This window comes from Chryseobacterium sp. MYb264 (assembly GCF_035974275.1).
In the GTDB taxonomy this organism is placed as follows: domain Bacteria; phylum Bacteroidota; class Bacteroidia; order Flavobacteriales; family Weeksellaceae; genus Chryseobacterium.
Genome location: NZ_CP142422.1, coordinates 898,060 through 911,363, shown reverse-complemented (window position 1 = coordinate 911,363; position 13,304 = coordinate 898,060). Strand labels below are relative to the sequence as shown.

General features: G+C 35.2%; 12 protein-coding genes and 1 other RNA gene. 12 read left to right on the top strand and 1 reads right to left on the bottom strand.

The window, feature by feature from the left end; genetic code table 11:
- The first annotated feature begins 135 nt into the window (after nt 1-135).
- From gyrA to VUJ46_RS03950, 5 genes are all read left to right on the top strand, one after another.
- Entirely contained in the window at nt 136-2,736 is a 2,601-nt protein-coding gene (gyrA, locus tag VUJ46_RS03970; RefSeq protein WP_326983709.1) for a DNA gyrase subunit A, read from the top strand.
- A gap of 29 nt (nt 2,737-2,765) precedes the next feature.
- Nucleotides 2,766-3,800, top strand: a complete 1,035-nt coding sequence (locus VUJ46_RS03965; protein WP_326983708.1) for a tetratricopeptide repeat protein — start codon at nt 2,766-2,768, stop codon at nt 3,798-3,800.
- Between the two features lie 385 nt (nt 3,801-4,185).
- Nucleotides 4,186-5,022 carry a 1,4-dihydroxy-2-naphthoyl-CoA synthase gene (locus VUJ46_RS03960; RefSeq protein ID WP_326983707.1) on the top strand — a complete coding sequence of 279 codons (837 nt, stop codon included), beginning with the start codon at nt 4,186-4,188 and terminating at the stop codon, nt 5,020-5,022.
- A 75-nt stretch (nt 5,023-5,097) separates the two neighbouring features.
- Nucleotides 5,098-6,027 carry a 1,4-dihydroxy-2-naphthoate octaprenyltransferase gene (gene menA, locus VUJ46_RS03955; protein ID WP_326983706.1) on the top strand — a complete coding sequence of 310 codons (930 nt, stop codon included), beginning with the start codon at nt 5,098-5,100 and terminating at the stop codon, nt 6,025-6,027.
- A 347-nt stretch (nt 6,028-6,374) separates the two neighbouring features.
- Complete coding sequence (locus VUJ46_RS03950) at nt 6,375-7,061, top strand: metal-dependent hydrolase (RefSeq protein ID WP_326983705.1); 687 nt, start codon at nt 6,375-6,377, stop codon at nt 7,059-7,061.
- Between the two features lie 105 nt (nt 7,062-7,166).
- On the opposite strand, the gene ffs is transcribed toward VUJ46_RS03950, so the two are convergent.
- Nucleotides 7,167-7,264, bottom strand: an RNA gene (gene ffs, locus VUJ46_RS03945) — signal recognition particle sRNA small type.
- Nucleotides 7,265-7,395: 131 nt separating this feature from the next.
- On the opposite strand from ffs, the gene VUJ46_RS03940 reads away from it, so the two are divergent.
- The 7 genes from VUJ46_RS03940 to VUJ46_RS03910 all read left to right on the top strand — a co-directional run bounded on the left by VUJ46_RS03940 (nt 7,396) and on the right by VUJ46_RS03910 (nt 13,283).
- The gene (locus VUJ46_RS03940; RefSeq protein ID WP_326983704.1) at nt 7,396-7,992 is read left to right on the top strand and encodes a DUF4199 domain-containing protein; all 597 of its coding nucleotides are present in this window, start codon (nt 7,396-7,398) and stop codon (nt 7,990-7,992) included.
- Between the two features lie 17 nt (nt 7,993-8,009).
- A complete protein-coding gene (locus VUJ46_RS03935; RefSeq protein WP_326983703.1) occupies nt 8,010-8,960 on the top strand; it encodes a glycosyltransferase family 2 protein in 951 nt (316 codons plus the stop codon).
- A 1-nt stretch (nt 8,961) separates the two neighbouring features.
- Nucleotides 8,962-9,354, top strand: a complete 393-nt coding sequence (locus VUJ46_RS03930) for a rhomboid family intramembrane serine protease (RefSeq protein WP_326983702.1) — start codon at nt 8,962-8,964, stop codon at nt 9,352-9,354.
- Nucleotides 9,355-9,376: 22 nt separating this feature from the next.
- Nucleotides 9,377-10,108: a DUF3667 domain-containing protein gene (locus VUJ46_RS03925; protein WP_326983701.1), complete on the top strand. Its 732-nt coding sequence runs from the start codon at nt 9,377-9,379 to the stop codon at nt 10,106-10,108.
- 7 nt (nt 10,109-10,115) lie between these two features.
- Nucleotides 10,116-10,820 carry a GIN domain-containing protein gene (locus VUJ46_RS03920; RefSeq protein WP_326983700.1) on the top strand — a complete coding sequence of 235 codons (705 nt, stop codon included), beginning with the start codon at nt 10,116-10,118 and terminating at the stop codon, nt 10,818-10,820.
- Between the two features lie 3 nt (nt 10,821-10,823).
- Nucleotides 10,824-11,435 (top strand): hypothetical protein, encoded by a 612-nt coding sequence (locus tag VUJ46_RS03915; protein ID WP_326983699.1) that lies wholly within the window; start codon nt 10,824-10,826, stop codon nt 11,433-11,435.
- Between the two features lie 132 nt (nt 11,436-11,567).
- Nucleotides 11,568-13,283: a phospho-sugar mutase gene (locus VUJ46_RS03910; protein WP_326983698.1), complete on the top strand. Its 1,716-nt coding sequence runs from the start codon at nt 11,568-11,570 to the stop codon at nt 13,281-13,283.
- The last annotated feature ends 21 nt before the right edge of the window (nt 13,284-13,304 follow it).

Genomic DNA, 13,304 nt, shown 5'->3' with positions numbered 1-13,304 from the left:
TTAAGATTTTTTGGATAAATTCTACCGCAAAAATCGGCAAATTTTTCGTAAATTAGCCCGTTAATAAAAATACAAAATAAATAATTTTCGGGCTCTCAGCTAAAGCTTTGAAAATCATTATAATAAAATTTGTTTATGCAAAAAGAAGGAGAAAGACTGATTCCTATCAACATTGTTGATGAAATGAAGTCGTCTTATATCGATTATTCGATGTCGGTTATCGTGTCAAGAGCGCTACCAGACGTAAGAGATGGCTTGAAACCCGTTCATAGAAGAGTACTTTACGGTATGTATGGATTAGGGGTTTTTTCTAATAGAAAATATTTAAAATCTGCGAGAATTGTTGGGGATGTTTTGGGTAAATATCACCCGCACGGAGACTCCTCTGTATATGATGCAATGGTGAGAATGGCTCAGGACTGGAGCTTGCGTTATCCTCAGGTAGACGGGCAGGGGAACTTCGGTTCTATGGATGGCGACCCGCCTGCAGCAATGCGTTATACCGAAGCTAGATTGAAAAAGATCTCAGATGAGGTACTTTCAGACTTAGACAAAGAAACGGTAGATTTCCAGAATAACTTTGATGATAGTTTGACAGAACCAACAGTAATGCCTTCAAAAATTCCTAACCTTTTGGTAAACGGAACTTCGGGTATTGCAGTAGGTATGGCAACCAATATGGCTCCGCATAACTTAACGGAAGCGGTAAATGCTATCTGTGCTTATATCGATAATAAAGATATTACGATTGATGAGCTAATGCAGCACATCATCGCGCCGGATTTCCCTACAGGAGGTATTATTTATGGTTATGATGGGGTAAGAGATGCTTTCCACACAGGTAGAGGTAGAGTAGTTCTGAGAGCAAAAGTAGCTTTCGAGGAAATCGGAAACAGAAATGCAATCATTGTTAACGAAATTCCTTATCAGGTAAACAAAGCGGAGATGATCGCAAGAACTGCCGAGCTTGTTAAAGATGATAAAATCCCTGGAATTTACGAAATCAGAGACGAATCCGACAGAAGAGGTCTTCGTATTGTTTATGAATTAAAGAACGATGCGATTCCTAATGTTGTTTTAAACTTATTATATAAATATACGTCGCTTCAGACCTCTTTCAGTGTTAATAATATTGCGTTGGTTCATGGTAGACCGGAGCAATTGAACCTAAAAGACATCATACATCATTTTGTGGAACACAGACATGAAGTCATTGTAAGAAGAACTCAGTACGAGCTTAGAAAAGCGAAAGAAAGAGCTCATATCTTAGAAGGTTTCATGAAAGTGATCGGTACGCAGGATGCGTTGGATAAAGCGATTTCAATTATCCGCCACTCTTCAAATCCACAGGCTGCGAAGGAAGGATTAATTGAAGCTTTCGAGCTTTCTGAAATTCAGGCTCAGGCGATTCTGGATCTTCGTCTTGCTCGTTTAACGGGCATGGAGCTTGATAAGATCCGTGATGAGTACGATGCAATTATGAAAGAAATTGCTGACTTGGAAGATATTTTGGCAAACGAACCAAGAAGATTCCAGATCATTAAGGATGAATTAATTGAAGTAAGAGAAAAATACGGCGACGAAAGAAGAACTGAAATCGACTATTCCGGAGGTGAAATGTCTATTGAAGATATTATCCCGAATGAATCTGTAGTTCTTACGATTTCGCATGCCGGATACGTGAAGAGAACGTTGCTTTCAGAATACAAAATCCAAAGTAGAGGTGGTGTAGGGAATAAAGCGGCGACAACAAGAGATTCCGATTTCCTGGAGTATATCGTTTCTGCGACCAATCACCAGTATATGTTGTTCTTTACGGAAAAAGGCAGATGTTACTGGTTAAGAGTATTTGAAATTCCTGAAGGGTCTAAAACGGCTAAAGGAAGAGCGGTACAGAACTTGATTAATATTGAGCCGGATGATAAGATCAAAGCATACATCAGAACCAATAATTTAAAGGATGCTGAATACGTGAATCAAATGAGTGTGGTAATGGTTACTAAAAACGGTACGATTAAGAAAACATCATTGGAAGCCTATTCAAGACCGAGAGTAAATGGGGTAAATGCAATTGAAATCAGAGATAATGACCAATTGCTAGGTGCTTACTTAACAAACGGAAGCTCACAGATTATGATTGCTACGAAAAACGGTAAATGTATTCGTTTCCCTGAAGAAAAAGTAAGAGAAGTAGGTAGAGGATCTATAGGGGTTCGTGGTATAGCGATGGAAGATAATGACGAGGCTATCGGTATGATCGTGGTGAACGATGTGGAAAATGAAACCGTTCTTGTGGTATCTGAAAAAGGATATGGTAAGAGAACAGCCGTAGAGGACTACAGAATTACCAACCGAGGTGGAAAAGGGGTGATCACCCTGAACATTACCGAAAAAACCGGAAATCTTATCGCAATCCAGAATGTTACAGACGAAGATGGTTTAATGATCATCAATAAATCGGGGGTAGCAATTCGTATGAATATGGATGAGATGAGAGTAATGGGTAGAAATACCCAAGGGGTAAAAATGATCAACCTTAAAAAGAATGACGAAATTGCAGCTATTGCAAAAGTAGAAATGGATAAAGATGTAGAAGAAGATTCTGACGAAAATGGAGAAACAGAAGAAGGAGTTATAGGAACACTATTTGATAACCAGGAAGACAACGACGAGACACCTCAGGCGGAAAACGAAAATCCGGCAGAGGAGACTGAGAATTCTGATTCAGAAGAATAATATTGTACAATTAATATAAAATAGTGATTATGAAAAAGCTAATTTTAAGTTTAGCAATCGTAGCATCAGCTTTCGCTTTCGGACAAAAAGAAGATGTGAACGCTAAACTAACGAGCGCTAACAAAGCAGCAATGGATGCATACAATGCTAAAAACTACGCGGCATCAGCTCCTAAATTTATGGAGGTTTACGATTTGCTTAAAGCAAACGGCCAGGATGATAAGACGTATATGTACTACGCTGGATTGAGTTATGCATTAGCTAACAACAGCGATGCTGCCATCAAAATCTATCAGGATTTAATCAATTCAGGATACACAGGTGTACAGACAACTTATACAGCAAAGGATAAAGCTGGAAATGTTTCTGCTTATGATAAAAAAACTTGGGATTTGTTGAAAAAAAATTCTTCTAAAGACTTTACGGATTTTAAAACTGAGCAAACGCCAAGTGTTGAAGTAGATTTATATGAAACTTTATCGACATTATTGCTCAATGCTAAAAAGAATGATGAAGCGATAGCATTGGTTGAAAAAGGTTTGGCTAAATTCCCTAATAGCACAAAGCTTAAAGAGGTTCAAGGTTCCGCATTGTATGCATCTGGTAATACCGATAAATTTATGCAGAACTTAAAAGAGCAGTTGGCTAAAAATCCTAATGATCCTACCAACTGGTATAATTTAGGAGTTTTACAGGCTAAAGATCCTGCAACGGCAGATGCTGCTATTGAATCTTTTAAAAAAGCGGTTCAACTGAAACCTGACTTTGAAAATGCTTATCAAAATTTAGTGTATACGACGATCGGTGATGATGCTAAAGCTGTTGAAGAGATTAATTCTTTAAGAAAGGCAAAACCGGACGATGCCACTAAGCTTATTGAGGCGAGAAAGGCAAAATTTGAAAAAGCCTTACCATATGCTGAAAGCTGGTATAAGGCTATTCCTACAAGTATAGATGCTGTTTCTACATTAAAAGATATTTACAGCATTACTAAAAATCAAGCAAAAATGGCCGAAATGAAAGCGAAAGAAGCTGAACTTGAAGCAAAACAGCCAGCTAAATAATTTTAACTATTTAGGATTAAATATAAAACCGGAACATTTTTGTTTCGGTTTTTTTTAATCTTTTCTTTCTTTAAATAGGAGTTATTAGCAATGTCTTGCTGAGCTTATGTAAGCATTTTTATTCCATAGGGACGGGCTTTAGCCCGTTTTCAAATTTCTAGGATCTAATTCGACTTTAGTCAAAAAAAATTTTCAAATATTTAAGTGAAACACCTTTGTATAACTTTAAAATAAGTAGTAGTCAAAAAACTTTGAGAACTTTGCGTTAAAATAATTTACACATCAAAAACAGTCAATATTTACCTTAAAATTACCAATGATTATCCTCAAAAATCTCCGTTAAAATTCTCTCTAATTCCGTATCTTTGGGAAAAATTTTTACAAAATGATTGAGTGGAAAACCGCCAAAGAATACGACGATATTACTTATAAAAAATGTAATGGTGTTGCAAGAATTGCTTTCAACAGACCGGAAATTCGTAACGCTTTCAGACCAAAGACGACTTCAGAATTATATGATGCTTTTTATGATGCCTCAGAAGATCCTTCTATCGGGGTTGTTTTGCTTTCAGGAGAAGGGCCAAGTCCGAAAGACGGAGGCTGGGCTTTCTGCAGCGGTGGAGACCAAAAAGCGAGAGGACATCAGGGATATGTAGGGGAAGATGGTAGACACCGTCTGAACATTCTGGAAGTTCAGCGTTTGATTCGTTTCATGCCAAAAGCTGTGATCGCGGTTGTTCCGGGGTGGGCTGTTGGTGGGGGGCATTCTCTTCATGTCGTTTGTGATTTAACATTAGCCAGCAAAGAGCACGCCATTTTCAAGCAAACGGATGCAGACGTGACAAGTTTCGACGGAGGTTACGGATCGGCTTATTTAGCTAAAATGGTGGGACAGAAAAAAGCACGTGAAATTTTCTTTTTAGGAAGAAATTATTCGGCTCAGGAAGCTTTCGAAATGGGAATGGTGAATGCTGTAATTCCTCACGACGAACTGGAAGATACAGCCTATGAGTGGGCTCAGGAAATTTTAGCAAAATCTCCCACTTCTATCAGAATGCTGAAATTCGCCATGAATCTTACAGACGACGGAATGGTAGGGCAGCAGGTTTTTGCAGGGGAAGCTACTCGTTTGGCGTATATGACCGAAGAAGCAAAAGAAGGAAGAAACGCATTCCTTGAAAAAAGAAAACCTGATTTCGGAAAAGATCAGTGGATATCATAATTAGTTGTTAGTTTATGGTTGCTGGTTGATAGAATTTACCGGCAACTATAAACTAACAACCCTCAACAAATATTTATGAAAGATTGGATAAAAGCCGCAAGGCTGAGAACGTTACCGCTTTCCCTAAGCGGAATTATAATGGGAGCATTCATTGCAAAATGGAGGCTTTGGGGAGAAGGTGGAACCTGGGACTGGAAGATCTTTGCATTGGCATTGGTTGTAACTCTGCTGTATCAGGTTTTATCAAACTATGCCAACGATTACGGAGACGGCATAAAAGGAACGGATGCAAAGAGAGCAACAGAAGCTGAAGCGAGGGCAGTGGCATCCGGAAAAATTACGGCAAAACAAATGAAAAACGCCGTGGTTCTTTTCTCTGCTTTATCCCTCTTAGCGACCGTAGCGCTTTTGTATGTTGCTTTTATTCCTGAACACATGAATGAATTTTATATTTTCATCGGGTTAGGCGTAGCAAGTATTTTAGCGGCTATCGGGTATACGGTAGGTAAAAAACCATACGGATACATGGGATTGGGAGATGTTTTCGTATTCATTTTTTTTGGATTGGTTTCTGTTTGCGGAAGCTATTTTCTGTTTACCAAATCGTTCAGCTGGGATATTTTATTACCTGGAACAGCAATTGGGATGATGAGTATGGCGGTACTGAACCTTAATAACATGAGAGATATCGAAAGTGATAAATTATCCGGAAAGAACAGTTTCGCATTAAGAATCGGATTCAAAAATGCAATGATCTACGAAATGATCCTTTTGCAGTTACCTCTGATCTTAATTTTAATATTTTTGGGAATTAACGGTTTTATTCAGACCCAAAACTATTATGTTTTTATTGTGATGATTCTTTTATTTCCATTATCTAAACTGAGAAGAAAGATCATGTCTGTTAAGCAGCCGAAAGAATTAGATCCATTCTTAAAGCAAGTAGGGATCATTACTTTTCTAATGGCGGTTCTTACTGCTTTTGGACTTAATTTTTTTAATTAAAATATTCTGTTAATTAAATCGAATATTTATATTGAGGTCTGTTGCAAAGCTTATCTCTAACATGAGATAAATTTGAAATTAATTGAAGGTAAATTTCCACAGAAATAAATGGATAATAAGAAAATAAAAAATATTAATCGGATATTATCAATTTTTATATTGATTTCTAGTCCGATTTTTATTTATTTTACTTCAATTATTCTTTTAGAGGATGCAGATCCGATGGGGTTTAGGTATTTAATAATTTCTTTATTTAAAAATAACAAAACCAGTAAATTTTATTTTATAATAAATAATATTGGTTCTATTTATACATTCTTGCTTTTAGTTTTATTAATATAAAAATTATGAAAATACAATATTTAGGACAAAACTGTTTTTTGTTCACGTACAAAGACAAAACGATTTTAAGTGATCCTTTTTACAATTACAAAAAGGCAGAGTCAGGGTTTGATATTTCGGCTCAGAAAATCCATTATATCTTGCTGACTCACGCTCACGGAGATCACATTGCAGATGTAGAAGAAGTATTACAGTTTCATCCGGAAGCTACAATTATTGCGGTTCCTGAGGTTTGTGGATATTTCAAAACAGCTAAAAACAGAGACGATGTGAACTTAGGAGGATCGGCAAAAATCGACGATCTTAAGATTTCAATGGTTCCGGCTCACCACACGAGTTCATTCCCAGATGGAAGCTATGGAGGCGTTCCTGTAGGATATATTTTCAGACTTCCTGAAGGTAAAAACCTATACATGGCTGGAGATACCGGTGTGATGGCCGATATGGAGCTGTTTCCAAGGTTATACGGGCATTTAGACCTTTCTATCCTTCCGATCGGTAGCCATTATACAATGTGTCCTAGAAAAGCGGCTTTTGCATCTGCGGAATTATTGAAGACTCCAAAAGTAATCGGATGTCATTTTGATACTTTCCCGGCAATTGAAATCAACCACGAAAGTGCATTGAAGCATTTTGAAGACAAAAATGTAGAACTTGTTTTACCAAAATTAGGCGAGACGTTCGAATTTTAATAAAGTTTGGAAAGGTAATTTGAAAATTAAAATAGAAATGTTGGAAAGTTTAGACATAAAAAAAGATAATCTTCAAATTACCTTACTTCACTTAAAACCAAAAAAAAATGGCAAGCTACCTAAATCACACCGCTACGACCGATTACCTTTGCTGCGTTCCCACCCTGGAGGATTCTCAGGAGCTGGTTGTTTAGGACTTGCCGTTGCAAAGGTAGGAAATAATTATAAACTTCAAAATAAAATTATAGAAAAATTACTCTAAAAATCCTTTATTGAAGCTAAATTGCTGAAATTTAGACCAATAATTTTTCATTTTTTTTATTAAAATTTAAATATGACGAAAAGTCCATCAACATTAGGAATTATACTTTTTATCGCTACAATGATTGTCTTTTTTGTAGTGTACACTTTTTTCTCGGGTATCAACTATTTTGATATTTCATTGAAAGCCAACGCTTTTGTATTGCCGATTTTATATGCGATTACCGCATTTTGGTCAGTAAAATCGTATTGGAACAACCATAAAATGAATTTTAGAGAAGCTTTTAAAAGAGCTTTCGTTCCGATGTTCATTGGGGGAATACTTTCAGTTTTCAGTATTTATTTATTTTTAAATTTTGTAGATACAGATGCTAAAAAGCTTTTAAATTATCAATATGTGACAAGACAAAAAGCAGAATTGGATGCTGAATATACTTCGGCAAAGAAAATTTTAAAACATCAGAAAGATATTGATGAGCTGGAGCAGAAATATAAAGAAGGTCTTCAGAGATTTAATCCTGAAGCAATTAAAGGAAAAGATATGCTTACGGCAAGTCATTTTTCAGGATATTTTGCAGCAATTCTTATATTTTACGTAGTTTTGTCGGTGTTTTTCGGAGCGTTTTTCAGAACGAAAACCATTCATCCCGAATTAACAAATCAAGAATAATTTTTATTAAAAATTAAATGAATTTATCTATAGTTATTCCGTTATTGAACGAAGAAGCCTCTTTGGAAGAGCTTTTTTCAAGGATTGATAATGTTTGTAAATCAAACAGTTTATCCTATGAAATCTGGTTTGTAGATGACGGAAGTACAGATTTATCGTGGAGCATCATTGAAAATCTGAAGGTTCAGCACCCTCAGATTCATGCGATTAAATTCTCAAAAAATTACGGGAAATCTCAGGCGCTTCATGCAGCTTTTGAAAGAACAAACGGCGATGTTATCATTACAATGGATGCTGATTTACAGGATTTTCCAGAAGAAATTCCGGAATTATATGCAATGGTTGTGAATGAAAATTACGACATCGTTTCCGGTTGGAAAAAGAAGCGTTTTGATAATGTCATGACGAAAAATATTCCTTCAAAATTATTCAATGCGGCAGCAAGAAAAGTGTCTGGAGTAGAGTTGAATGATTTCAATTGCGGATTAAAAGCGTACAAAAAACAGGTTGTAAAATCTATTGACGTATATGGAGATATGCACCGATATATTCCTGTTTTGGCGGCTAATGCAGGTTTCAGAAGAATTACGGAAAAAGAAGTTAAGCATCAGGCGAGACCTTACGGAACTTCAAAATTCGGAACCGAAAGATTTATCAGAGGTTTTCTGGATTTGGTAACGCTTTGGTTTGTAAGTCGTTTTGGCGGAAGACCAATGCATTTCTTCGGAGCTGTGGGAACTTTAATGTTTATCGTAGGTTTCCTTTCTGCACTTTGGTTAGGAATTTCAAAATTAATTGATGTTGCAAGAGGAATTTATGGGCATTTAATTACTAATAATCCATGGTTTTATATTGCTTTAACAATGATGATTATGGGAACTTTGCTATTTGTGGCAGGATTTTTAGGAGAAATGATCATTAGAACAAATAGAGAGCATAAGAATTATAATATTGATGAAGTAATTTAATATGGAACAAAAATTACCGAAAATATATTCGAAACAGGCAATTTTAGGTTTTTCTATATTTTTCTCAACTCTTTTTGGAGGAGTTTTATTATACAAAAATTTAATTGAAGCGAAAAGAAAGACCGAAGCATATACGGTTTTAGGTGTTTCTATTCTGTTGACAATCATTGCAATAATTCTCGGAGCAATTCAGGAAAATCCTAAAAGCTCTTATGCATATTTATGTGGTTTGATTGGAGGATGTATTCTTGCCTATTATTTTTTTCCAAAATACTTTCCCAATGAAGAACAATATGAAAAGAAACCTATTTGGATTCCTTTGATTATCGGAATAGCAATAACATTAGTTTTTGTCGTTCTTATGATATCGGCTTTATCACTTGAAAATAGTTAAAGAAATGTATTAAATCATTTAAATGAATAAAAAAAGTTGTTTGAACTGCGGTCATTCAATTTCCGATGAGTATTGCTCTCATTGCGGACAGAAATCGGACACAGCAAGAATAACTCCACATTCATTGATCAAAAATGATATTCTCGGATCGATTTGGCATGTAGAAACCAAATTTTTCCAAACTTTAAACGATATTTTATTCAGGCCCGGAAAAACGGCAATGGATTATATTTCAGGAAAAAGAATCAGATACAACAATTTTATATCGTTGTTACTGATTCTTTTTAGTTTTAATCTAATTACGTATCATTTCTACGAAAAATATTCACCTGCGCAGATTCTTACCGATGATGTTGTGGAGATGAAAGATTTTTTCTCACGATATTCAAAAACCATTTTATTTGTAATCATTCCGATACTTGCGGTCAATGCTTATTTTTTATTTAAAAGAATAAAATTGAATATAGCCGAGCATTTTATCATCGGAACAGTGAGTCTTTTAGGAATTTTAATCTTATTTTTGTTGGATGATATTGTTAGTCTTATCGGTTTGTGGAAACCGGTTTCAAAGATTTTCGATTTCATCGACAAAATTATATTCGGTCTTTCTATTCTTTTCCCGGCAATTACTTATTGGAATGCTTTTAAAAATTCATACTCAAAACCAGGTTTACTATGGCGAGTATTGGTTTTTTATGGATTAATAGGAATAGAAATTATGATCATAAGTTTAATTTTATATGAAATATTTTAAATTAAATATGAAAAATATATTTTACACATTCATGTTGGTGGCAGTTGTTTCGTGCGGAAAAATCTCTCCGGAAGGGAAAGAGATCGAAACGAAAGATGTTGATGTTTCCGAATTTGTGAATCTTGATCTGAATGGAAAATTCAGAGTATTTTATGCAAGAGGTCCGAAAAACTTTGTTCAGATAGAAACGTATCCGAATATTGCTGATAATCTTGATGTTGACGTAAAAGATAAAACGCTTTCCATCAAAGAAAAACGCGGAACAAAAGGCGTTGATTTTTATAATGTAACGATTTATTCAAAATATAATCTTGAGAAAGTAGCGATTTCTGATTCTGTAGAAATGAATATTTCGAGCGAAATTAAGACCGATAATTTTAGGCTTAATTTAAAAAATAACGCTACATTTATGGGTTCGGTAAACACAAGAAGAGCAGAAGTTGAAATGCTGAACCGAAGCAGAGCTAACTTTTTAGGTCAAACAAAAGAAGCCGTGATAAAGATCTCTGATACAGCAAGTTTGATCTCTCCTTATTGGAAAATTGAAAAGCTGAAAATCGATTCTAAAAATGGAAATTACGCAGAAGTAAACGTAAAAGATTCATTAAAAGGACATATTCAGAATACCGCGAAATTTGTTTATTATAATGACCCAATTCGTGCTTTTAAGATAGATAAAGATACGAGGGTAGAGAATAAGAAATTAGATTAATAATTGGAAGAGAAAAAATATACGGCGAGTAGTATTCAAACTTTGGAAGGAATGGAGCATGTAAGACTTCGTCCTCAACTATATTTTGAAGATTGTTTTAAAGAAAACAATTTAAACTCTCTTGTATTTGGATCTTTATGTCATGCAATTGACGAATGTTTTGATAATAATTGTGATGAAATTTTCGTTTATGCGAGTGGAAATTCATTGAAAATAAAATATAATGCAGGAATGTCTTTGGAAAATTTTTGGGATTTAACTAAAGCCGAATGTATTATGACAAAAATCGGAGCTTGTAGCAACGAAAAAAAGCATTTGGAAGTTGGTGATGAATTCTGTCGAGTTGGAATGGCAACAATTAATGCAGTTTCAGATAAATGTGAATTAGAAACAAGTTGGAAGAAACAAAGAGGTCATTTTATTTTTGAAAAAGGAAAAACCGTTTTTAAAGAAACTTCTACAACTGATATTTCAGAAGAATGTACAATGATTAGCTTTGAAATTAACAAAGAAATTTTTGGGAATTCTGTTTTTGAATTAAATGATTTGCAATTGAAAATAAATTCATTAAAAGAAAAATTACCCAATTTAAAAATTGAACTTAGTAGATTATAATTAAACAATTATCATTCTGAATCAAGCAAAGTATAATGAAGAATCTCTTAAGTAATGATTCTTTATTCATGGAAATGATAAAACAAATAAATTAAAACTGGAACTTTACAAACTATAGAACAAAATAAAAATATGTCAACATTAGAAAAAGCGAAGCTTTGGTTAAGCGATACATTCGATAAGGAAACAAGAGATGCTGTTCAGTCATTAATTGACAGCAATTCTCCTGATTTGGAAGACTCTTTTTACAGAGAGCTTGAATTCGGAACAGGAGGGATGAGAGGAATTATGGGTGTAGGTACCAATCGTTTAAATAAGTATACGTTAGGTCAAGCTACACAGGGACTTGCGAATTATATGTTAAAGCAGTTTCAAGGAGAGGAAATCAGTGTGGCAATTGCTTATGATGTTAGAAATAATTCAAGAGAATTCGGAAAATTGGTGGCTGATGTTTTAACAGCAAACGGGATTAAAGTATTGCTTTTCAAGGATCACAGACCGACTCCGGAATTGTCTTTCACCGTTCGTGATAAAAAATGTAATGGAGGAATTGTGTTGACAGCTTCTCACAATCCGCCTGAATACAACGGTTACAAAGTATATTGGAATGACGGAGCGCAAATTGTTCCGCCACATGATGAAGCGATCATTAACGAAGTATATTCTACGAAATTTGAAGATATTAAATTTGACGGAAATGATGATTTAATCGAATGGATCGGAGAGGAGCAGGATGAAGTGTACATCGATGCCTGTATCGAGAATTCTACGTATCAGAATGTTGGAAAAGAAAATTTAAATATCGTTTTCACATCGATTCACGGAACAACGTATACAACAGTTCCTCAAGCGCTGAAAAAAGCTGGTTTCAAGAAAATTGATTTGGTTACGGAACAAATGATTCCTAGCGGAAATTTCCCAACCGTTGATTCTCCGAACCCGGAAGAGCCGGCAGCGTTGGAAATGGCGATGGATTTAGCAAAAATTACCAATGCCGACATCGTTATCGGAACCGATCCGGATGGTGATAGGTTAGGAATTGCAGTAAGAAATTTAGATGGAGAAATTCAGTTATTGAATGGAAACCAGACAAATACCATTCTGACCTATTATATTTTAAATGAATGGAGAAAGCTTGATAAAATTACAGGAAAAGAATTCATCGGTTCTACCATCGTGACTTCAGATATTTTCTTTGATATCGCTCAGAAATTCGGGGTTGACTGTAAAGTAGGGTTAACGGGTTTCAAATGGATCGGAAAAATGATCCGCGATTTTGAAGGAAGAGAAAAATTCGTTTGTGGAGGCGAAGAAAGCTTCGGATTTATGACGGGAGATTTCGTTCGTGATAAAGATTCTTGCGGAAGTATTCTTTTAGCTTGTGAAATCGCTGCATGGTGTAAGGCTAACGGAAGAACAATGTACCAATATCTGATTGAAATTTATCAGGAAACCGGAATGTATTACGAAGGTTTGGTGAATTTAGTAAGAAAAGGGAGAGACGGGGCAGAAGAAATTCAGAATATGATGAAGAATTTCCGTGAAAATCCTCCGAAAGAATTGGCTGGTTCATTGGTTGAAGAAGTGAAGGACTTCAAAGAACAGACTAATTTCATCGTTTCAAGAGGAGAAAAAGAAGTGATGAATGACATTCCAAAATCGAATGTTCTGATTTATTATACTCAGGACGGAACAAAAGTTTGTGTAAGACCCTCTGGAACAGAACCTAAGATTAAATTTTATATTTCTGTAAAAGATGCAATTACTTCTGAAGCAGATTTCAGAGATAAATTGAAATCTCTGGAGGAGAAGATGAATCAGGTTAAAACAGACTTACAATTGACTTAAATTAAATGCAACAATGCAGCA